17 protein-coding genes and 3 pseudogenes are annotated in these 21,977 nt (G+C 58.8%); 10 read left to right on the top strand and 10 right to left on the bottom strand.

Annotation, left to right across the window (positions count from 1 at the left end):
• Nucleotides 1–157: 157 nt before the first annotated feature.
• From J2R76_RS40655 to J2R76_RS17460, 5 genes and pseudogenes are all read left to right on the top strand, one after another.
• Nucleotides 158–421 (top strand): annotated as a pseudogene (locus J2R76_RS40655) (aminotransferase class III-fold pyridoxal phosphate-dependent enzyme); the annotation flags it as partial.
• On the top strand, nucleotides 407–1,324 hold the full coding sequence (locus tag J2R76_RS17445) for an aminotransferase class III-fold pyridoxal phosphate-dependent enzyme (RefSeq protein WP_375166570.1): 918 nt from the start codon (nucleotides 407–409) through the stop codon (nucleotides 1,322–1,324). The pseudogene J2R76_RS40655 and the gene J2R76_RS17445, both read left to right, overlap by 15 nt.
• 31 nt (nucleotides 1,325–1,355) lie before the next feature.
• Nucleotides 1,356–2,294, top strand: a complete 939-nt coding sequence (locus J2R76_RS17450; RefSeq protein WP_253624313.1) for a sulfotransferase — start codon at nucleotides 1,356–1,358, stop codon at nucleotides 2,292–2,294.
• Between the two features lie 20 nt (nucleotides 2,295–2,314).
• Complete coding sequence (locus tag J2R76_RS17455; protein ID WP_253624314.1) at nucleotides 2,315–3,538, top strand: MFS transporter; 1,224 nt, start codon at nucleotides 2,315–2,317, stop codon at nucleotides 3,536–3,538.
• 18 nt (nucleotides 3,539–3,556) lie between these two features.
• Nucleotides 3,557–4,915 carry a condensation domain-containing protein gene (locus J2R76_RS17460; protein WP_253624315.1) on the top strand — a complete coding sequence of 453 codons (1,359 nt, stop codon included), beginning with the start codon at nucleotides 3,557–3,559 and terminating at the stop codon, nucleotides 4,913–4,915.
• A gap of 700 nt (nucleotides 4,916–5,615) precedes the next feature.
• Here J2R76_RS17460 and J2R76_RS17465 read toward each other — a convergent pair.
• Nucleotides 5,616–6,263, bottom strand: a complete 648-nt coding sequence (locus J2R76_RS17465) for an FkbM family methyltransferase (RefSeq protein ID WP_309143539.1) — start codon at nucleotides 6,261–6,263, stop codon at nucleotides 5,616–5,618.
• Between the two features lie 1,025 nt (nucleotides 6,264–7,288).
• Between J2R76_RS17465 and J2R76_RS17470 the strand changes: the two genes are divergently transcribed.
• Both J2R76_RS17470 and groL read left to right on the top strand, forming a co-directional pair.
• Nucleotides 7,289–7,603, top strand: coding sequence for a co-chaperone GroES (locus J2R76_RS17470; RefSeq protein WP_229158150.1), 315 nt, complete (start codon nucleotides 7,289–7,291; stop codon nucleotides 7,601–7,603).
• Nucleotides 7,604–7,682: 79 nt separating this feature from the next.
• The gene (gene groL / locus J2R76_RS17475; protein ID WP_253624317.1) at nucleotides 7,683–9,323 is read left to right on the top strand and encodes a chaperonin GroEL; all 1,641 of its coding nucleotides are present in this window, start codon (nucleotides 7,683–7,685) and stop codon (nucleotides 9,321–9,323) included.
• A gap of 181 nt (nucleotides 9,324–9,504) precedes the next feature.
• Here the strand turns inward: groL and cysD are convergent.
• The 4 genes and pseudogenes from cysD to J2R76_RS17495 form a co-directional block, all read right to left on the bottom strand.
• Nucleotides 9,505–10,124, bottom strand: a pseudogene (gene cysD / locus J2R76_RS17480) (sulfate adenylyltransferase subunit CysD); the annotation flags it as partial.
• Between the two features lie 267 nt (nucleotides 10,125–10,391).
• The gene (locus J2R76_RS17485) at nucleotides 10,392–11,648 is read right to left on the bottom strand and encodes a sulfotransferase (RefSeq protein ID WP_253624318.1); all 1,257 of its coding nucleotides are present in this window, start codon (nucleotides 11,646–11,648) and stop codon (nucleotides 10,392–10,394) included.
• Between the two features lie 112 nt (nucleotides 11,649–11,760).
• Nucleotides 11,761–12,237 (bottom strand): hypothetical protein, encoded by a 477-nt coding sequence (locus tag J2R76_RS17490; protein WP_253624319.1) that lies wholly within the window; start codon nucleotides 12,235–12,237, stop codon nucleotides 11,761–11,763.
• A gap of 30 nt (nucleotides 12,238–12,267) precedes the next feature.
• Complete coding sequence (locus J2R76_RS17495; RefSeq protein ID WP_253624320.1) at nucleotides 12,268–12,636, bottom strand: antibiotic biosynthesis monooxygenase; 369 nt, start codon at nucleotides 12,634–12,636, stop codon at nucleotides 12,268–12,270.
• A 97-nt stretch (nucleotides 12,637–12,733) separates the two neighbouring features.
• On the opposite strand from J2R76_RS17495, the gene J2R76_RS17500 reads away from it, so the two are divergent.
• Both J2R76_RS17500 and J2R76_RS17505 read left to right on the top strand, forming a co-directional pair.
• Complete coding sequence (locus J2R76_RS17500) at nucleotides 12,734–13,207, top strand: MarR family winged helix-turn-helix transcriptional regulator (RefSeq protein ID WP_253624321.1); 474 nt, start codon at nucleotides 12,734–12,736, stop codon at nucleotides 13,205–13,207.
• Nucleotides 13,208–13,265: 58 nt separating this feature from the next.
• Nucleotides 13,266–13,599: pseudogene (locus J2R76_RS17505) on the top strand (IS5 family transposase); the annotation flags it as partial.
• Between the two features lie 69 nt (nucleotides 13,600–13,668).
• Here J2R76_RS17505 and J2R76_RS17510 read toward each other — a convergent pair.
• Nucleotides 13,669–13,938: a hypothetical protein gene (locus J2R76_RS17510; RefSeq protein ID WP_253624322.1), complete on the bottom strand. Its 270-nt coding sequence runs from the start codon at nucleotides 13,936–13,938 to the stop codon at nucleotides 13,669–13,671.
• 2,686 nt (nucleotides 13,939–16,624) lie between these two features.
• Here J2R76_RS17510 and J2R76_RS17515 point away from each other — a divergent pair.
• On the top strand, nucleotides 16,625–18,169 hold the full coding sequence (locus tag J2R76_RS17515; protein WP_256520897.1) for an acyl-CoA dehydrogenase family protein: 1,545 nt from the start codon (nucleotides 16,625–16,627) through the stop codon (nucleotides 18,167–18,169).
• A 463-nt stretch (nucleotides 18,170–18,632) separates the two neighbouring features.
• On the opposite strand, the gene J2R76_RS17520 is transcribed toward J2R76_RS17515, so the two are convergent.
• The 4 genes from J2R76_RS17520 to J2R76_RS17535 are packed head-to-tail and all read right to left on the bottom strand — an operon-like array spanning nucleotide 18,633 to nucleotide 21,952.
• Complete coding sequence (locus tag J2R76_RS17520; RefSeq protein WP_253624324.1) at nucleotides 18,633–19,343, bottom strand: hypothetical protein; 711 nt, start codon at nucleotides 19,341–19,343, stop codon at nucleotides 18,633–18,635.
• Complete coding sequence (gene alr, locus J2R76_RS17525; RefSeq protein ID WP_253624325.1) at nucleotides 19,340–20,560, bottom strand: alanine racemase; 1,221 nt, start codon at nucleotides 20,558–20,560, stop codon at nucleotides 19,340–19,342. The genes J2R76_RS17520 and alr overlap by 4 nt, the downstream gene beginning before the upstream one ends.
• On the bottom strand, nucleotides 20,526–21,614 hold the full coding sequence (locus tag J2R76_RS17530) for an FAD-binding oxidoreductase (protein WP_253624326.1): 1,089 nt from the start codon (nucleotides 21,612–21,614) through the stop codon (nucleotides 20,526–20,528). Before J2R76_RS17530 ends, alr begins: the two co-directional genes overlap by 35 nt.
• Nucleotides 21,611–21,952, bottom strand: coding sequence for a cupin domain-containing protein (locus J2R76_RS17535; RefSeq protein ID WP_253624327.1), 342 nt, complete (start codon nucleotides 21,950–21,952; stop codon nucleotides 21,611–21,613). Before J2R76_RS17535 ends, J2R76_RS17530 begins: the two co-directional genes overlap by 4 nt.
• Nucleotides 21,953–21,977 lie beyond the last annotated feature (25 nt).

The raw sequence follows: 21,977 nt of genomic DNA on the forward strand, positions 1-21,977 counted from the left end.
GCGCAACGGAGACGGGTTTTGTCGATCAGCACGCCTACTGCCGCCGTGACCGCGACCGACGGGCATGGATCGGCACTGCGACGCGCCCTGCGCGTCACCGCCTCGCAGAAGTGGGATCTCAACAGGCGTTTTCCGGTCGTGATGACGCGCGTCAGGCGCGCATGCATGGGACATCAATGGAAAGCAATACGTCGATTTCACTTCCTGTAGCGGTGCTGCGCCGCTGGGGGCCGGATTCGAGCCGGTCGTGGCGCATGCAGCCGCTGAGATGCGCCGTACCGGCGGGATTCTGCCCGGACCGCTGTCCGTGCACCGGGTCGAATTGGCCGAACGGCTGGCGGAGATCTTCCCCGTCGCGGAACGCTCAATGTTTTTCCGTACCGGATCTTGCGCTACCACCGCAGCCGTGCGCCTTGCCCGCGCGTTCACGGGCCTCAACCATGTACTGACCAGCGGATATCACGGCTGGCATGACTGGCAGCTGCAGGACCGACCGGAGATGGGGCTGCCCAATCGGGACCGGGACAGCGTGGACTTCCGCTACAACCTAGACTTGCTCGACGAGCTGGCAAGTGTCCAGCGCGTCGCCGCGGTGATCATCACCCCGGAGGTCAACTTCTTCCCGCCTGAATACCATCAGGAACTGCAGAGGCTGGTGCATCGGCACGGCGCCCTGCTTATTCTTGACGAGGTGATGACCGGATTTCGCTACGCCCATGGCGGGTACCACATGGCGATTGGCCTCACGCCCGATCTGATTACACTGAGCAAAGGACTGGCGAACGGAATGGCGCTGTCCGCAGTCGCGGGCCGAGCGGACGTACTCGCCGCGGCCGAAAAGACATACATGGGAAACACCTACCAGCGCGAAGTCACCCCGTTCGCCGCTGCATTGAGCACCCTGCACGCCCTGCGCGACGGGACCGCGCTGGCCCGGATGGGCGAGGTCGGCGAGCAATTGATCAAGGGGCTCAACGGCGTCTTCACAAGACAGCAGGTCGCGGCATGGGCGTTTGCCTGGCCCACCATGTTCGACGTCGTATTTGCTGACGCCGAGCTTGGCCATGCCTTCTTCCAGGAAATGTGGGGTCGGGGCTTTCTGATGCAGTATGGTGGGCGTTTCATGCCATCGGCGGCGGTATCCGACACCGATGTGCAGGCCGCCGTCGAAGCAGCTGGAGAGGCCCTTCCGGCGGCGCTGTCCCGCATGGAGAGCCCGGCTCGCGACCCGGATCCAGTCGCAGCTGCGGTACGGTTCGCCAGAGATCATTTCGTTGCCACCCCGGGAGCGGTTCGGCGCTGGTTCAATGCGCCCGTCCACTGACAAGCACGCATGTCGAACAGAGAACAAGGCCATGTCGCAACCGGATCCATTTTCCACATCGCCGGTGCTTCTCGGAGGTGACAACCGGTCGGGCACCACCCTGCTGAGTATCGTGCTCGACTCGCATCTGGATCTGGTAGCCGGGCCAGAGATCGACTTCCTCGAACCGCCCAACCTCGGGCCGCACATTCTTGGTGCCATCGATCTGCTTGCGGCCGATTCACGGCTCATGGGCGCAAGCAAGAACACAATTGATCCGTTCTGGTACGACGGGACGCATTTTGTGGTGCAGTGCCGCCGCTTCGGTCTCGACTTCGATGACGTGCGCGAACTTATCGGCAAGGTCATGGTCGTCACCGGCAATGACATTGTTTCGTTCGCCGACCGATGCCACCTCATCAACGAGATCGGCGAGTTGCGCCGGACGCGCAGCGGAGCCCAACGCTGGGGATTGAAACTGCAGCGGAAGATCACCCGGATCGACGACTTCGCCCGCCTGTGGCCGCGTGCACATTTCGTGCATATCGTGCGGGACGGCCGCGACGTTGCCGCCTCTCATCTGAGGACAGTTCCTGATTGGGGGTACCGAACAATTGCCGATGCCGCCCAGGGCTGGGCTGAAGTGGTATCCCGGCCGCACGGAATCGCGCCGCCTGGCCGTTACCTCGAGGTGCGTTACGAGGACCTTGTCAGCAGTCCCCGCAGTACTCTGGCGGCGATTTTGGATCACCTCGGCTTGCCTTGGGACGAGGCCGTGCTGCGTCACGCTGAATACGAACACGCGTTGTTCGAACAACCGCACGACCATCCGGCAGCCGAGGCTGCGGGAAAGCCGCTGCATCAGGGACGGATCGGTCGCCATGTCCAGGATTTGACGCCAGCTCAGATTTTGGAGTTCGAGGAGATCGCCGGAAGTGAACTGGCCCGACTAGGCTATCTGTCCACCTCAACCCCGTCTGGCGACGCGTGAGTCGCCGGCACCGATCTGGTGTGCCTCACCGGCTGCCAAACAGCTACCTTGCGCTGCTCGTTGGTCAGACCATTTCCTTGCTGGGCTCCAACGTAACCGTGCTGGCGCTACCGCTCACTGCAATTACCCTGCTGGATGCCGGACCGGCGCAGGCGGGGCTCTTGCTGGCCTGCGGTCGGGCACCGTGCCTTTTCGTGAGCCTGTTCGCCGGGGTCATCGTCGACCGTCTCCCGCACCGACGAATCCTTCTGACCGCCAATGTGGTGATGGCGGTAACGCTCGCCACCATTCCGTTGTGCGCCAGCCTTGGACATCTGGGAATGGTTCAGCTGTACGTGACAACCGTGCTGGTTGGGGTAGCCGCGGTGATCGCCGACGTGGCTTATCTGGCGTGCATACCCGCAGTCCTGGACCGGTCTCAGCTGGTTCGGGTGCAGAGCTCATTGGAATTCAGCCAGGCGACCGCGATGGCCGCAGGTCCGTTTCTGGCCGGCTGGCTCATCAACGCGTTTTCCGCTCCAACCGCAATCCTGGCCGACTGCGTCTCCTTTCTGCTTGCCGCCGCGTTGCTCTCGCTGGTGCCGATGCGTGCCGCCTCATGCTCAGCGGCCCCCTCGAGCACTGTGCTCGTCCAAATTGCGGAAGGGTTGGCGAGCGTGTTCGGCAATCCAGTTTTAAGGGCCGTTACCCTGGCCACCGGCACATTCATCTTTTGGCACAACGCGTATTCTGCGGCTTTTCTGCTGCATCTGACCAGGACTCTCGAATTCGACAGCCGGATCGTCGGCATGGTTCTCGGCATCGGCGCGCTTGGTGGTGTGGTGGGCGCGGCAGGCTCACCATGGGCGGGCCGGACAATTGGGCTTGGTCCCGTATTAATGACCGGTTTGGCGGTGAGCGCGGCAGGCATGAGCCTTGCGGCCCTGCTCACCGGGCCCTGGTGGGCAGCAGTGGCATGCGTGGCGCTCTCCCAATTCATTCTGTGGATCGGCCAGGGACTCTACCACGTGCAGCAAGTTCCAATTCGATATGGGTTGGTCCCGCAGCACCTGCAAGGCCGGGTCAATGCGAGCATCCGCTGCGTCGTGTGGGGACTGGGCTCATTGGGCGCACTGGTCGGCGGCGCGGCCGCCGCTGCAACGGGCCTGCGCACCATGTTGCTGACCAGCAGTGTGCTAGGCACTGCCTCGATACTCTGGATCTGGCGCTCGCCGCTGCGCCGCATGCGCAGCTTGCACCTGTAACCATCGCGACGACCCTTCATGGACATCAAGGAATTTTGCGATACTGATCGGCAGCCGGGTCGGCTGATGGTATGGCGGGTCGGCGTTCCCGACCCGGTCAGCTGGCGGCCCGACCCGCGCCGTCCGTCCCATGTTCAGGAGGACCATCTTCGCTTTGCGCAAGATGGCCGGCCCGGCTGGCTCGGCACCGCCTTCGACTTGCCGGGCGAGTTCAACAGCGCTGCGCTGACCAAATCGATCCTTGGCTGGGTCGACCGGCACGAGGCGCTACGCAGCCGGTTGGTCAAGGATGGATCGGCAATTCGTCGTGCCACGATTGATCGAGGCGCGGCAGCGCTTGAAAAAACCGTGGTGAGTGACTGCGCCGATCCCGATGAAATAGCTCAATTACTGGAAGAGCTGTTCGACGCAGAGACCAAGCCGCTGTCCTGGCCGGCATATGTCTTCGTGACGATCACCCGGCCGACATCGACAAGCCTCCTCTTGGCCTGCGACCACTCCGTCAGCGATGCCTATTCCATCGCCTTGGTGCCATACGAAATCCGCGAGCTGTACACAGCCGCAATCCTAGGAGTGGCACCCGGGCTGGCACCGGTGAGCAGCTATCTGGACCACGCTGAATCCGAACGAGCGCGACTGGGCGATTTGACCGATGATCATCCTGCTATCGCTCACTGGCGCGAACTGATCGCCGCAACCGGCGGTCAATTGCCGGATTTTCCGCTACCACTCGGTGTCCCGGAGGGGACCTTACAACGCACAGGGCGAATGTGGCTGCTCGATGCGGCACAAGCATCTGAGTTCGATCGCGGCTGCAGGTCCCAGGGCGGAAACGCGACGACGGGATTATTCGCCTGTCTGGCGCTCGCCGGAAAGACACTGGCGGACCAACGAGAATTCCTCGCCGTTGCCCCCTTTCACACGCGGTACGATCTGCCCTCGATGCGCTCGGTAGGATGGTATGTCGGGATGGGCCCGGTGCGTTTCCGCCTGGCTGGCACGTTGCCGGAACTCCTGCGCGTCGCGCGGCTCGAGCTCAAGCGAGCCAAGAAAACCGCTCAGGTGCCATTTCCAAAAGCGATGGAGCTGCTCGGCACCGCGCTGCGCGACCGTTTCATGGTCTCTTATATGGACAATCGCATTGTGCCGGGGTCAGACCTGTGGCCGCGGTGGCGGACACGATTTATGATCAGTCGTAGTTCTGATGCTTGCGAGACATACCTGTGGATCAGTCGCTGGCAGGACGGAATTTATGTGCACTTCCGTCACCCCGGCACCGCCCTCGCGCGAACCGCGATGGATCACTATCTCGCTGAAGTCGCGGCGCACGCTCATTTCATCAGTCGCGCTCGTCCGCTGCCGCAAGTTTCGCACTGACCAAAAGGCGCACAGCATCCTCACCTGCCTTTTTTGCACTGAGCCTGGCGATGGCACAGTCCTTGCCAAGTCTCGGCCGTGAGATTAATTCGTCCCAGAACGGCCGAGGAGGCCTACGGGATGATCGGCTGTTGCAGTTATGCTCTCATGGATAAAGGGAGCTTCAAATGAAGCCTGCTGCGACCAAGTTGTCCGCAGATTCAGACCCGTTCGAACAAGGAAGACGCCAGGGATGGCGTGAGCAACGGCATGAAATAACAATAGCGGCGCCAAGTGCGTGACGAAATCCGACCAACTCAAGGAGCTACGCGAACTCATGCAATTGCTTTGGCATTTGTTCGAACGGGTGCACGAGCTTCCAAGAGGCCCAGAACATACAGCAGCCGTTCAGACGCTCAAACGCTTGGAGCGCCGGCTGGTAGTCCTGGTTCAAGCATCTGAAACGGCTCGGGCGACTGACCGCAAACTCGCCGGTCGTGCCGGCTCGCCAAGCCGGTGATTGTCACACTCTCACCAAAGCCTCGACGTGGCCGCCATGGGCGGGATCTGCAATAACAGCCGCGAACAAAAACGACGCTTGCAAGCCTGTCCGACCGCTACGTCTGTTCGCCCTATTGATCACTGGTTGAGCAGCTTTGGGCGGCATAAACTGCGCAAATCAGTCTTCCAGCTACGAATGAGCGCCGTATTCAAGTAGCCGTTAGAAGCGCGTATTTTTGAGCAATACATCGCCTTCCACGTCGCGCGGATAATGCGCCGCCACTTCGAACGACGGTAACAGGTCAAGAATGGCCTGGAGGGACAGCTGCCCTTCGTACAGCTCGCGGTCGCTGTATTCCGTGTAGATGAAGCGCGTGTTGCTGACGGTCTGCATGCCGCCGGCGATGACGTCGGCTTCGGCTCCCTGGACATCCATCCAGATGAAATCGACCCTGTTCAGCCCGGCTTCGTTGCACCAATCGTCAAGCCGCCGCGTTTGAACCGGGACGGGAAGATCGAAACGAACCCAATCATACTCAGTCAAATGATTTTTCGGGCGGCGTATCGAGCCGGAAAGGTCCCATTCCTTCGCATCACCATCTGCATTGCTTGGATGGAATTCGATCACCCCGTTTCGATCGCTGATCGCGATTTCAAGCAACCTCACCTTGTCGAGAGATGGGCCCAGCTTCTTCTTGAAGCGCGCGATCGCTCTCGGGTCAGGCTCGAAGCAGTAGAGCTGCGCTTGCGGGCACAGGTTGAGAAAGTGTTGCGTGTCGGTTCCGTCGTTGCATCCGATATCCAGGATCACCGGATCCGACTTCTGAAGAAGGGAAACAATGTGCTGATGTATTTCCACAGAAGACACCGGTCCTGCCCCAATAGTTGAGATTTGTGCTCGAAGCCGCAATCACATGCCAGACGCCCCCGCACAATGCATATCAACGTATATAATTCATATGCCTGTCCCCCCTTTATCCAAGGCCATCTGGACGGTGATACCAAAGCCGCAGCGATTGTCCTGGGGCGACAGAGCTATCCGGAAGGACCTAAATCGGAAAACGTGCATGAGAAGCGGATAGCCATGCAGGTGTGCGATCCCTCGCCCTCGAGACTAAAGATCGTCTTCCTCTAAACATCGTCGTGCCGGCGCATTACCCGTCGGCGGCTCTCGATGGAGCGGTCGAGGACAGAGTGACCGCTCCTGCGCAACGATGACCAATCACCGTCTATCGCAGTTGCAGCCCAGCCAATGTCGCCCTCCATCTGATAGTCGGCGTTCCGGATTCGCGCACTCTCGATCCTTCGGCTCACGACTTTTAGGCAGTTTGGCCTGAAGGAGCGCGATCACGCCGGAGATCCAGAGAGCGCGCCCCAGGCCACGCTGACCGCCGCTGAATGATGGTCGCAGAACTCACCGCAACGTTCGCCGATGGCGCTCGGAGAAAACAGCATTGGTGCGGCGCGAACTCCTTAAGGAGCATCGATCACGGCCACTCCGACGGGTCACGCGGCCTCCCAGGTGGTCGGGCGCTCCCGACGAATCGGCTCGGTTCCGGAAGGCTACGTCAATTCGGACCGTCGACCGCGGGTCACGCTACGTTCCGCTACCCTTCACTTCGCGGACCCGCGGGGTGCATCCAGAGACCGCGAGATAAGGGTATAGGGGGAATGTGGTTGTGTTGATGAAATGCAATGTCATTTTCGCAACAGCTTGGCTGTCTCTAGACATGATGACGTCTGCTTCCGACCTAGGACACGCGCAGTCCAGGCGCACGATTCAGCAGAACCGCAGGCAAGAGGCGCTCCTCATCGTTGGCCTGGCTCTTGCTATCACCGATACTGTTGCAATGTGGCGAAACGCCAACTCGTTCAAACGCTCAGGAGGCCCGTATGAATTTCCGTCCGCTTCACGACCGCGTCGTGGTCAGGCGCATCGACGCTGAAGAGAAGACCGCTGGCGGTATCATCATTCCCGACACAGCCAAGGAAAAACCCTCGCAAGGCGAAGTCATCGCCGTTGGCCCGGGCGGCCGCGACGAGACCGGCAAGCTGATTCCGATCGACGTCCAGGTCGGCGACCGTGTTCTGTTCGGCAAGTGGTCGGGCACCGAAGTCAAGATCGACAGCCAGGAGCTGTTGATAATGAAGGAAAGCGACATCATGGGCGTTCTCACCGATGTGTTTTCCAAGAAGAAGGCCGCCTGACCCGGCTACTCGCACATCTCACCCCGACGGGCGCCTGTTGGCGCGCCGAAGGATGAGAGAATAACCGAAGGAATTGTTTATGACAGCCAAAGAAGTCAAATTCGGAGTAGACGCGCGCGACCGCATGCTGCGTGGTGTGGACATCCTCGCCAACGCGGTACAGGTCACGCTCGGTCCGAAGGGCCGCAACGTGGTGCTCGAGAAGTCGTTCGGCGCTCCCCGCATCACCAAGGACGGCGTCGCCGTCGCCAAGGAGGTCGAGCTGGAGGAGAAGTTCGAGAACATGGGCGCCCAGATGGTGCGCGAAGTCGCCTCCAAGGCTGCTGACGCGGCTGGCGACGGCACCACCACGGCGACCGTGCTTGCGGCCGCAATCGTGCGCGAAGGCGCCAAGTCGGTCGCCGCCGGCATGAACCCGATGGATCTGAAGCGCGGTATCGACCTCGCGGTCGAAGCCGTCGTGGCGGACCTCCAGAAAAATTCGAAGAAGGTCACCTCGAACGAGGAGATCGCCCAGGTCGGCACCATTTCGGCCAACGGCGATGCCGAGATCGGCAAGTTCCTCGCCGACGCCATGAAGAAGGTCGGCAACGAGGGCGTGATCACGGTCGAGGAAGCCAAGTCGCTCGAGACCGAACTCGACGTCGTCGAGGGCATGCAGTTCGACCGCGGCTACATCTCGCCCTACTTCGTCACCAACGCCGACAAGATGCGCGTTGAGATGGACGACGCCTACATCCTCATCAACGAGAAGAAGCTCTCCTCGCTGAACGAGCTGCTGCCGCTGCTCGAGGCCGTGGTGCAGACCGGCAAGCCGCTGGTCATCGTCGCTGAAGACGTCGAAGGCGAAGCGCTTGCCACCCTCGTCGTCAACCGCCTGCGTGGCGGCCTGAAGGTCGCGGCCGTCAAGGCTCCGGGCTTCGGCGATCGCCGCAAGGCCATGCTGCAGGACATCGCGATCCTGACCGGCGGCCAGGCCATCTCGGAAGACCTCGGCATCAAGCTCGAGAACGTCACGCTGCAGATGCTCGGTCGCGCCAAGAAGGTGATGATCGACAAGGAGAACACCACGATCGTCAACGGCGCCGGCAAGAAGGCCGACATCGACGCCCGCGTTGCCCAGATCAAGGCGCAGATCGAGGAAACCACCTCGGACTACGACCGTGAGAAGCTGCAGGAGCGTCTCGCCAAGCTCGCAGGCGGCGTCGCAGTGATCCGCGTCGGCGGCTCGACCGAAGTCGAAGTGAAGGAGCGCAAGGATCGCGTTGATGACGCGATGCACGCGACCCGCGCGGCTGTCGAGGAAGGTGTCCTGCCGGGCGGCGGCGTCGCCCTGCTCCGTGCCTCCGAGCAGCTCAAGGGTCTGCGCACCAAGAACGACGACCAGAAGACCGGCGTCGAGATCGTGCGCAAGGCGCTGTCCTGGCCGGCCCGCCAGATCGCGATCAACGCTGGCGAAGACGGCTCGATCGTGGTCGGCAAAGTCCTCGAGAACGATCAATATTCTTTCGGCTTCGATGCCCAGACGGGCGAGTACAGCAATCTCGTCTCCAAGGGCATCATCGACCCGACCAAAGTCGTGCGCATCGCGGTCCAGAACGCGTCCTCCGTGGCAGCTCTGCTGATCACCACGGAAGCGATGGTCGCCGAACTGCCGAAGAAGGCCGCGGCGGGTCCCGCAATCCCTCCCGGCGCCGGCATGGGCGGTATGGATTTCTGACGCCGTCCATCAAAGGGTCGACACCTGCGGAGCCCTGGCAGGAATGCCAGGGTTTTTAGCTTCGGGCGAACCATCTAGACACCTTTTGACCTGGATCGGCGGGTGGCGTCGAAAGCCGCATCGGTCATCCATGTCAGGAGCGGTTGGCCCGATCAAGCCTCTTCTGACGTATCCTCCGCGCCTGTTGCTTTGCGAAGTAGAGCGGGACGACCGGTATCTTTTCGAGCATGGTATAATTCCATCTAGCTCGGTCCAGGTTGCCATCGCGAACACCCGCATGCTTTCACCTTGGTGGACCCGCGCATTGAACAGGCTCCAGAGCTCCGGTCGCTGGTTGCGGGGATCCCATATGTAGTCCGGCCGAACGGTAGGAGAGTATCCGTTCTTTGGCCCGGCTCTTTTCTTCGTCACGCCGGGCTCCCCCAAACGCGGCACCATCTGTAAAGCTCGAGCGCCTGCTTCAGGGCATCGGTCTTCATAACTTGGGTATGAAGCGCCGATCCGGAGTCGATCGGATTGCGTCCGCGCGCAATGCCCTCCTTGTTGACATGCACGATCAGATCGAGGCCGAGCCGTTTGGCCGTCGCGTCCCGGAAACTGATGATCTCGCGGAACTTCCATGTCGTATTGACGTGAAGCAACGGAAAAGGCAATTTTGCCGGACAGAACCGCAATATGCAGCAGCACGCTGGAGTCTTTTCCGATCGAGTAAAGCATGACCGGCTTTTTGAACTCGGCAACTACCTCACGCATGATTTCGATCGATTCAGATTCGAGACGGCGGAGATGTTTTGGCAGCATGTAAGTTCTTTGGATGCTGGATTTCGGTTCTTCACCGCTCCGCGACGCCGGCCTAGAGGAGTAATGTTGGCGGCGGACGGGCCCGGCGCTGCGCGTGGCTATTCAGAAGGTCGAGCGCGCGTTGGGCAGAAGACCGACACAGCCTGAGACCTGTCGCATTCCGCCGCAATGCTGTGGCATCAGCCTCACACCTATTACGTAGATCAGCTCGTTATAGGCTAAGGGCTAAATCAGCCAGCAGGTTTTGATCGCAAGCATGCAGATCACCTAAGCTACATTGATGATCTGCTCAAGCCGCGCAACCTGACCTCGCAAGATCTCGATAGCCGCATCGCGAGTTCGAATAGCATCCAGCCTTGCAGCTCGATCAGCTTCTGACGCCAACAGTGCCTGTTGCAACTGTGTCGGTGAATTGGCCAGCTGCAAATTCTCCTCAAGCTCGGCAGACGACGGATCTTGCGATTGCACCACGGAGGAGTCGGACGCGGAGCGAAAGTTCTGCGCAACCTGTCGAGCAATGTGGACTTGCCCACTAGATTGAGATGGCCCGGACGATGCCCCCTTGCCAACTCGCAAATCCCACCAGGTTCGGAACACCTGTCGATAGAGCTCAGTTAGCTGAGGTCCTCTATCGACGACCCCGGCTTGCTGTGCACGGAGCAGTTCCGCCTCATATCCGAGTTCTGTCAAGAGCTCGGTGCCAACCAGATCGGTCACGGTTTGCATCTCTTCAATGCTTAGTTGGGATTGCCATGCATCGACAGAGCTTTGGTCGACCGCGTTTCGTTCCAGGATTTTTCGATCTCCGAAGCGGCTTGATCGAAGATAGTCTACTTGTCCAAAGCCTGCCGATGCGTTCGCCGCCGGATCACAGCCGAGTCCAGTCAGCAGGCGTCGAACCTCTTCGTCCGAATGGGCCACAAGCAGTTCGTATCGCACGAGCTGTGTGTGCGGGCGCGTGCGCTGCGCCGCCAATCTGGGAAGGCCCAGAACCAAATCGGAAAGTGCAGATATCAAGACATCTGGCACGCGGAGCACGAGATCGGCGAGACTGGACACGCTGAGCGAATAGGAGCTTTCCGCCCGAAGCGGGATTCCCCACGTGGATTTCAGTGAAGCCGCGATGGCATAGGGATTGCGCATCAGAAGGATGTGTGGCGCTCGCGGATAGACACGTTCAAGAAATTCAAGCGCTGCCCAATAGCGTGGCGTTTTGTCTATGATGATTCGCTTGCCTGCTGCTGCCAGATACTGACCATATGCTGCGTCGGCGAAAGCGCGATCGGCAATCGTCCGATCGATACGCGCTAGGAATTCGGAGTTTGCGCCCTCAATCAAGGAGGGGCCTGCCGGGTGGCCTTGGTCCACCCTGCCAAAAGCCTCGAGCGCCAGCATCAACCAGGGTTCAGGCGGAGCCGCAATTTCTGGGTGTTGCTGAAGCAAATGCGCCAGGAGCGTCGTCCCCGATCGTGGAAGTCCAAGCAGAAAGCAGACCGCGGGCGGACGGTTAAAAGTACTATTCATAATTCAGACCTCATGCTTCAGCAGCGAATTCATAGCCGCTCGTTCGACTGAGCCAACCCAGCCGCGGGGCTAGGGCGCTACTCATAAAGTTACGACAATACCTGGCGTCAGGTCAGTTGTTCGCGCAGTTCCGGTTCAGGTGATCAAGCGGGATTGCGGCGCAACCATCCTTCATTTTGAGACCGTCCCGCATGTTGAGAGCAAGAAGTGTAATGTTTGTTGCGCCGGCGACGAGCTCGATCGCCTGCACAGCATAGAACGTGGCATCGAATTCTGCCGCCTGAGCCTTGGACGCAAGGAAGAGCGCAGACGGAATAAGAATCAGGATGCCGTTTCCTGTAACGAATGGCATGCGCTTGAATTTGGCCGCGATCAGTCCGGCCCGGCGCCCCTTTGCCAAGATGACACCTGTACCACCGGTCACAGCGAGCGCCGGAATCAGCAACAAGAAACCCCACGCTATGGTGTTCTTAACCGCTGCAACTGTGGCATGGAACGCGAACAGCTCACTGAGTACCGTCGATAGCCAAAATGTGCCGATCGTTGCGATAGCCAAGGCGCCAGCGACAGGATGGATCAACTTGATCATGAGTATCTTCACTTCCTAAAAACAGCAGGGCTAGGCAACGCAGATGCCTGGCACGGCAACTTTCTGGAACAGATGAGGGGAAGCTATCGCCGAGGCCGGATAGCTGGCGATTTTTGCTAGAAAGTCAGGATGGGTGAAGGCCGCGCGGAAGTGTGCGGTGGATTCCCAGACGGCGTAGTTCAGATAGGTCGAGCTGTCGCCGAGAGCCCTGTGCAGCTGAGTGGAAATGAAGCCCGGCTGTCGCTTCATGAACGCTGCGTCATCCTGCCAGGTCTTGAGAAAAGCCGCCTCATCGGCCCTGTCGAGAGTGAATGGGTTTACCAGGACGACAGAATTTGCCTCAATTGCGATCTGGCGGTCGATCGGGAAGGAAGGGTCGAGTGGGCGTAGCAGCGACATGAGTGCCTCCATGGCTATTTAATCTATGATGCCTAATTGGTATTATGACTACATAACGACTTGACGTCATGATGTCAATATAAAGCAATGGTGACAAATGAAAAGAGCCAAGCGAACCCCCGAGGGTGACGCCCTGACCGACCTTGTTCTCGATCTATTCAGGCTCGACAGCCTACTTCTGACGGTCGGCGACCGTCTGGTCGCCCCGCTTGGCCTAACAAGCGCACGCTGGCAGGTGCTTGGCGCCATTGTGTCCGCCGAACGTCCCCAACCGGTCGCTTGGCTCGCTCGCGACCTCGGCGGCAATCGTCAAAACGTGCAGCGGATTATCAATGATCTGCACAGGGAGGGCCTCGTATCTTTTGAGGTCAACCCGCATCACCGACGGGCGCAGCTCGTCGTGCTCACTGATAATGGACAGCGCGCCTTCGAAGCCGCAATGGAATTGCAGGCTCCCTGGATCAACGATCTTTCAGAAGGGCTGTCGGTCAAGGATATACGGATCGTCCATCGCGTGATCACGGCCTTGCGAGATAAACTTGAGGGCAGCCGTGAGGACAAGTCGGCCTGACATGGCAAAAGCATTGTGCTCGCCCGCGATTCAAGCTCCCAAACTGGGGCCTCGAATCATGCGCCATGAACTAACGGACTACGAATGGGCAGCTATCAAGTCTATGCTACCAAACAAGCCGCGTGGAGTTCCTCGGGTAAACGACCGACGCGTCCTCAATGGCATCTTTCTAGGTCCTGCGATCTGGGGCACCTTGGCGCGATTTGCCGGATCATTTTGGCCCTTACACTACCTGCTATAACCGCTTTGTTCGCTGGCGCCGGGCCGGTGTCTGGGGCCGAATCATAGATGCACTCGCCGCTGCTCACGATGCGGCCGTCCAGATGATCGACACCTCTATTGTCCGCGTTCATCAGCACGGATCGTGCATCGCCAAGAACCAGAGGCAATCGTGTGCACCGACTTGCGAAAGTTGACCGGCTGTGCCGCCAGCACCACCTTGAGGTCAGACCGTAACGCAATCAACGGATGCGCCGAAGCGCCGATAGCACTGTCGAAAGCGTCGCCAGCTCCACTCCCGGCTCGACCCGGATGCGTGCCCTGCCCACCTCGATCTCAATCATCCCGCCAAGCTTGCCTGGGGGCGATGCGATCTGCGGCAGCACCTTATGCGCGGACGCGAACCGGTCCGGTTCGTCTGCCGTCGCCGGACCGCTCTCGGAAGCGATCCGGACCGGCACGAAGCCTGGCGCCTGAAAGCTCGCTGCCGTCGCGAACTTGCGCCGCCACACCGTCGCAGCCCACGGACAACGCCATGGCGCCGAGCGACCTCGGAAATATTAGCCCTTCCTTGAAGCTCTCCGCCACGATTTGGGCCTTCTCTTCCGCCGTCCAGTACCGTCGCCAACGCTGCCCCGTGATCACCTCGATCCCACGATAGGAGCCGCCTTCCTGCCTGGCATCAACCACGGCTTCATGCATCTGCCATAGCCCACCTCAAAAAAACAGGTCATACCAGGCTGTATCGCAGCTCATTCGCGCGATGCCCAGGTGGGGCGCTCATGCCGGTTACCATGTGATTGACGCTGTTGAGTGTTCGACAGATCGCGGGATCTCTGGCGAAGGAACAACTTGCTCAAGAGGCTGCAAAGATACTCCACTGCTGCGAGCCGTTCGCTTGATCAAAGATCAAGCGGCGCGGCCAGTTGTCCGGGCTGTACAAGCAACGGCCAAAGCCCACAGAGCCAACCGAGCACCGAACGCAGCCGCAAGACCGCCAATCTGACGCCTCAGTTTCACAAATGAAGAGGCCGCAGCGGGGACCCCGCTGAGGCCAGTTGAGATTGCCGAAACCGCTGGTCGCCGAAATCAGCAGCCGTACGTGGGGCTGAAAAAATACGAAATGAAAATTACCTGCGCCATAGCAGCATAATCTGAAAAAATTTGGGTTCCGAAAATAACAGGTGTCAATCCTCTTGAGAATTGCCACATCTATAACGGCGGTATCATAGTCCCAACCTTCCAATTTTGCTTATCGGCTCCCGTTTCCAAGGGGCAAACACTCAAACTCGAGCCCCGCGCACCCAGTTCGTGGGTGGACACGTCAATCCGCTATGGAAATCCGCGCAAGGTCGGCCGACTTTGAAGCAAAGCAGTGAGCCGCCGGGGCAGCGGTCTTGTGTTGTCCAGTGCTCCCAACTTATCCTCGCAACCCGAGCTGAGCCGAAGGCCCGGCATCGGCGAGCCACCGCCCTCGCCGACCGCTGGCGACACTCGGTCAGCCACTTCTCGACCCGGCCAGCTCATTATTGTTGAGTCCCGGACTGCTGATTGCTTGACGCGCCCGTGTTCTGATTTATTGAATTGCTTGGCTTGGCTTCTGGCGACGCAGGACCTGAACCAGCCCCTGCTGTGCCTTCACTGCTTTCCGTCCCGTTCATTGCTTCAAACACAGACATTCCATGCGGACCAATGCCCATAACGAGAGGTTTGCCGTCCCGTGACTTCGCCTGAACAACGAACAACCTCGCAACGACTTTGACGTCTGTAAAGCCGGCGTTCTGGAGGTCTTGTCGAATACGACGGCTTCATCCCACGCCGACCTGGCGCACCGAGAGCCTCGACTCTCCATCAGAGCCGAGGTTCGCAAATGAAGCCTATGACCGCCTGCACCTAAGATGCGGATGAACTCTTCTTTTGTAGATCAAGCCACCTTGTCAGCTAGCGTTTTCAGCGCGTGGCTGAGAGGACGCGCCAGCTCCCCGAATACGCGGCCTGGCTGTAACACTTCGCCGATGGTAGCCGTGCGTCCGGATGTCTTCGCGGATTTGCTCGCTCACCGACCGTACGACGCGTTTCTTCCGCCAGTTCCTGTTGAAATGGAGCGGAATGGAATCGCCCCGAGGAACAACGAGAAGGTCGTTCCGTTCGTTCACGTAGATATCGTACATGGATCCTCGCTCCCGACGAACATAGGCCGATGCTCAAGCGTTTTGGTGACTTTGACGACACGGTCGCGAGAAACCCACATGAGCCGCTTTGCTCCTCGAGAGGGTCACAATCAAGCCGCCGCCTCCACGGCAACGCGGCGCCGAGCGTGAACTAGCCAAGTCGCAAGAATCCCGCACGCGGACATCGAAAGACGCCTCGGCGTCTTCCTCAAGTTCCGTTTCCACGTCGGTCTTCAAATTACTCAGCATGCTGCGGCAATAACCTGCAACGTAGTGAGCGAGAGGAAGGCCTCGGGGTCTACGAGCAGCTTGCCGACCAACCTTTTGACGTCCTCTGGAAAACGGCCCCAGCACCTCTGGGGGCCAAGGGCCGGTACTGGGGCCGCCATCTTGCCTGACTCAGGGATAAGAGACGGGCGGCTTGAAAATACGGAGCGGGCCAGACTGGGCAATTAGCATATGCGAATCTCGGCCACGTTTTCCAACGAGAAGCGATCGTAGCCGACCTTGCACCCCCGCCTGAACTGGATGCGCGCCAATATTCTTTTCACCAAAGCGGCGGTTGACTCGCTTCTGAACGTTGGGCCCCCTCTGTCGCGAGCTCGGCGCAGCGTCTCGGTTCGAAATCGCTCCGACATCGATCGGGCCGACTTCGTAAAGCTCGATGTGGGGAATCACCGGTGCCAGTCGGCGGGACGGTCCGGGTCGCCGTCTGGCAGACCGTCAGTCTGATCAAGACTCTTCCGCTTCGCAGAACTCTGCAGAGTGAGCGGTGCCACGAGCCTGCTGCACGTCGTTCGCTCATCGGGGAAGCGGACAACGCCGGGCGCCACGTTCTAATGCGGAGTAAAGGGGTCCTCAGAACCGACGGTGCGCTCTGACCGGCAATTCCGCGGGCGTCCTGTTGCCTAGCGTCCCCCGCACAAATTCTGGGGCTCTGGCGAGCGAGCTATACCAATGTGTATTCCGGCGAGCCGCAGGGATAATTGGCATAAAGCGCAGGGGCAATCATTCTGGCTGCATGGCTATGTCCTCTCAAGTTTGCGCCCTTTTCGAGGAGGCGCCGGAACGCTCAGCCGGAGTTCGTGCTTCCAGCCTATACTCCACTCTGATCGATGACCTCAGTCAGTTAAATTTCGCAGACGCGGATGACCGTCGAGCATTCCCTCCGACCCTACATAGTATGCTGGCAAGGCATGGACTGTTCGGGCTCACCATACCGGCAGATCGCGGCGGATTGGCTCTTTCCCTGCAAAAGGCCATCGAGCTCATCTCTGCCACTGCATCTTTCGATGTCTCCGCTGCCTCTACCCTCGTCATCCATAACTTTCTGGCCTTGCCCTGCATCGAAGCGGCACCGCATCTCCCCAACCAAGAGCAGGTCATACGGGGTGCAACACGCGGCGATCTTTGCGCTTTCGCTTTGACGGAGCCTGGAGCAGGTTCTGCCCCGAGGCACATAGAAGCTTCGGCATTCATGCATGAAGATAAGGTTCGCATCTGCGGCCGTAAGATTTGGATTGGCCTCGCTGACTGGGCCCGGTGGATCGTTTGTTTTGCGCGAGCGTCCGGTCATGATGCCAAAGGTCGCCTCGTTGGTGTACTGGTTGATAGGCAGGCTCCCGGCCTTAAAGTCACGCACGAGCATCGCACCCTCGGTTTGCGTGGAATTATACAGAATACTCTCGAGTTCCAGGATGTCGAGGTGCCACGTGCTTACGTGCTTTCTCGCGACCAAGACGGTTGGGGCGCAGCGGCATCCAGCATGAACCGCGGCCGAATAGGTGTGGCTGCGATGGGCCTTGGCGCCCTTGAGCGCGCGATCCAGGTCGCGGCTTCATATGCAAATCATCGTCGCCTAGGTAAGCTGCGCATGATTGAGAACAGCTACATAGAGCAGCTGTTTGGGCAGATGGTACTTCGACGCGAAGTCGTGAAGGCGATGCTTACGGCATCCTGCCGACTCGTCTCTGGGCAGGGATCTCCTAATAACCACCTTGCGTCGGCAACGAAGGTACTGTCGTCCGAATGGTGCGGCCTTGTCGCCGATCAATGCGTCCAACTGTTGGGTGGCCGAGGGTACGACGAGGGGACGCCCTTAGCTAAAATCTATCGTGACGCCCGTATTCTCCGCATCTTCGAAGGTCCGACGGAGACGCTTTTATCCCATCTTGGCCGTTGTCTTCTTTCCAGAGCCACACGCGACGAAATAGCCGATCTTTTTGTCTCTCTGGGTGCGGCGTCGGTCCATGCGGACGCCGTTGAGGAGCTCCGCGGCCTCGATGAGACAGATGGTGCCGTGCTAATCTATGCAGGTTGGCTCACCACATTGGGATTAGCACAAGCTGTCATGACTGCTGGCACTTTCACTGCCTCGAACTGTGCCACAGCGGCGGCTGATCTGGTCAGCACCGAACTAGCTGCTGTGCGTTCTCGCGCGCCGACACGCCTAAGTGTCGAACGCCGCAGTCATGCCAGCCAGACGCTGGCCAATTTTCTTCAAGACGCGGCCTGCTCCATCCGCTCCCCTGTTCTCACAGACGATTACCTTAAATTGGTACAATATATCTAACGTCCAGCCACGAGGTGGAGCGAAGGCGAACTGCCACACAGGCATTGCAGATGCGCCGAGTCTCACCTCGACCATGGCCTGACCTTGTCAGGGACAACAAGCCGCTGACCACGCAAAGCTGCCGGTTCATGATGGCGCATCGCGTCAGCCTTGAGATGCTCCATCACCGCCCCGCCGGACGAGGGTCCACGATCGCGCGGCGCGGCACTTTCCGTTGAAAACGATCTGTGGTTCTTGCAGCATTTTCGTTCTGGACCGTTGCTTGCTCGCGGCGTCCGCATTTGAGACGACGTTGGACGGCATATGCCTGCTAAGGCTCGTATCCGCGTAACAATCCCTACTTCACTGAATCGATGCTCAAAACCGACTTGCATTTCATCTTTTCTGTTGACGCCTACGACGAAGCAAGCGTCGCCCCCTCCTCCCCCTTCTGCATGTCTCGTAAGACGAACGCGAATAACCTTCACACCTGCTCGTTACTGAAATGAAGGAAATTACAGACGTCAGAGTATTTTGCCTCATTCAAGCGGAATCCAAATGCCGATATTCGGCTCGTCAGAACACACGGATCGAAAGCAAACGCCTCGAAGCCGTTCGAGCAATCTAATCGGACGTAGTCATCTGTCCGCACGACAGCCTGAACGTTTATCCCGCACAGATCATAATATTCTAGCCGCGCCGCGGTCGCTGCCTCGCTCGTTGAAAAGAGCGACAACGCGAGATCAAAGGGCGTTTGGCAGATTAGCGTGAGAAATTCGATTGGACGATCCATGGTGCCAAGAAAATTGAACGGCAAAATGCAAAGCACTCTTCCGTCATATCGCCGCACGATCTCATCGACCAGACGCCTTCTTTTAAAGAATTTGTTGGCCTCGCAGCGGACAATAGCCGCGTTGTCATCCTTTAACCTTCGCGCACGAGGTGGATTGATATCGACACCGAGGTAATCACTGTCATCGTTCTTGATGCCGACAAGGCGGTAGCAACTGCAACCTACCTCAATAATCAACCGGTATGTGGTCGAACGCAGGAGTTCAAGATAGAAGGCTCTCTCACGTTCATGGAACTGACGCACCCGAGCGGTGAAGTAGCCCGGACGCATGAGCCGCATACCTTCGTCGCCCAGATAGATCGCTCGATTCACTTGGCGAGATCGGAATGCAGAGGAGTTCATTGGCGCCTCATCTCATCCCGCTTGGCCGAAACATAAAGTCTGCGACATCGTTGTCCGATCGCCGTGGTTAATTCATCGCTCAGCATATTCGCGACCAAAGCCACATCTGCGACGGTCTGCTCGGGGCAGATCAGGTCGACCGTTGTACCCGGCGCAGTCCAGCTCTCGGGCAGATCCGTCACATCGATACTGATGAGATCCATCGAAACGAAGCCGACGATTGGCGCGCGAGCACCACATATGAAGACATGACCTCGATTGCTGAGACTACGCGGAAACCCATCTGCATAACCGATAGAGGCGGTCGCGACACGCATCCGTCTCTTCACTGGGTATGACCTGTGGTATCCGATCGCTTCCCCGACCTTTACCCTGCGACTTTGAAGGATTCGCGTTCGCAGGCGGACGACTTGCGACGGCCTGAAGTCGGGATCACCGGATACGGAAAGGCCGAGAATTCCTCCACCCGACCGTATGAGGTCGAAATGAAATTCACATCCGGCAAATAGTCCCGCGGAGTTCGACAGCGAAAGGATCGCTTTGGGAAACAGATAGGTGAGTTTGCGGAACTGATACAATTGTTGCCGACTGATTTCGTTACGCCACTCCGCGCAGGCGAGTTGGCTCATGAACAGCACGACCGGCAACTCCGACAGCCCCCTTTCATTCTCGGCGGCTTTTTGCAGCTCATCGATGGGAAACCCTAGTCGAGACAAGCCCGTGTCGACATGGATACCTGCGGGCAACAACCGGTTGCGAAGGCGGCAATGCCCAAGCCATGCATCCAGCTGTTCCCTGCTGTTCAGGATCGGCAGCAAGTCATGGTGCTCGATAGCCGCCTCCGAACCGGGCATAACCCCATGAAGCAGGTAGATTTTCGCAGCTAAAGGCAGCACCTTGCGCAAGGCTACGCCTTCTTCCACATCGGCCACGAAGAAATGCCCGCAGCCAAGCCGCGCAAGAAACGGCGCTATGCGGAGCGCGCCAAGGCCGTAGGCGTCTGCCTTGAGAACTGCGCCGCAAGCGCTATGGGGCGCAAGCATCCGAAACTTCCGGTAGTTAGATTCTATCGCGCCGAGATCAACAACCATGGTCGATCTCGATGTATTGGCATAACCGGCATCTGACAGATTATCAGAGAGATTGGAGTTGAGACCAATCACATCCGGCATATGCCGCCCCTCATGTCGCCGTACTGTCATGCCGATCCGCAGCATATAGGGATCGTACCGCCTCTTCCGCACACGCCGGCCCAAAGCGAAACCCATTACCCGAACCACCGCCGATCACATGCAAACCTGCGATATCTTTCGCAGGACGGGAGAACGGGACACCATCCGCCGAATAGCAGTCGCAGAACACACGTGCTGACGCCACCGCTGGCACTTCGGCGGAAAACCACTTGGCCAGAATTGCGGTAGCACGCGCGAGATCATCCGAACTGAGCCGCAGTTCATCGGAGACCGGATTCACATCCCATTCCTGCGAGGTAAAGCTAAACAGCCAGTATCCCTGCTCGATCATGGGAATGAGGAACGCGTAGTCATCGAATAGCCCGATCATTGGACAGTTCGGTGTGGGCCGTGCGGCCAAATGGAGCGCGACTACCTTCTTAACTCGCAATCCCGATTCGTCTGTTAGATGCCGACGCAACGGTGACCCTGGTAACCAGGGCCCGATTGCAAGAATGGCCCGCTTCGTCGAGAGCTCGCTGTTATCAAAGGTCTGGAGAAGAATATTGCGCGGCCCCTTCCGTATTCTTGTAATCGATGTACGCTCGCTTATTGAAACCCCTTCAATCTTGAGTCTTTGAGTCAGATCCTGAATGATGGAATCGACTTGACAGTACGAACCACGATCCAACAGGACGGCCACATCGCCGGGGACCAAGAACTGTGGCAGCGAAAATAACCTCTCGGCCAGAGCGAAGGATGTTGATGGGGACGGGTGGCCCACGCTGCTCTGTCGCGCGAGTTCGCCGGGATTGCGCGTCAACCAAAACACATCACAGTCTCGTCCCTTGGGCCATTGTCCGTCAGGATAGATCCCACGCCAGAATTTCGAACCACAATCGATGAGGCTCCTTTCCTTCTGGTTACGACAGATGTTGATCTGGATCCCAGGCGCAAATCCGCTAGTACCAGATCCAACGATATCTCGTTCGACGATGACTATTCTTTTTCCCGGGCCATCGCTCGCTGCGATGAAGGCAGCACTGAGGCCCATAACGCCGGCCCCGATGACTGCGAGGTCATAGATCTTGTCAGTCATTGAGTTTGTTTCCAGGAGATGGAGAAGGCGCTCAGAACTTCGCTGCCACTATTCCGCAAGTGATGGGTCTGATTTGGCCGCAGAAACACCAAATCGCCGGCCTTCACGGCCAACTCACCATCGTCGGTCACTACCTGACCGCGCCCGCTCGTGATCCGCCAGATCTCGGTCGAAGGATGGGAATGAGGCGTCGACACCGCGAGTGGATCGAGGCGGAATTCGATAAATTCAACCGGAACGGTGATCTCCGGATCATCTATGCCTTTGACGTCCTGTACCAGTACGCCGGGGCTATAGACCGTTACGTCCCCTAAAATCATCAGCTGAGCATTCTTCACGGTGTATCTCCAATCGTGCAGCGGG

This window comes from Bradyrhizobium sp. USDA 4532, from assembly GCF_024171315.1.
Taxonomy (GTDB): Bacteria; Pseudomonadota; Alphaproteobacteria; order Rhizobiales; family Xanthobacteraceae; genus Bradyrhizobium; species Bradyrhizobium australafricanum.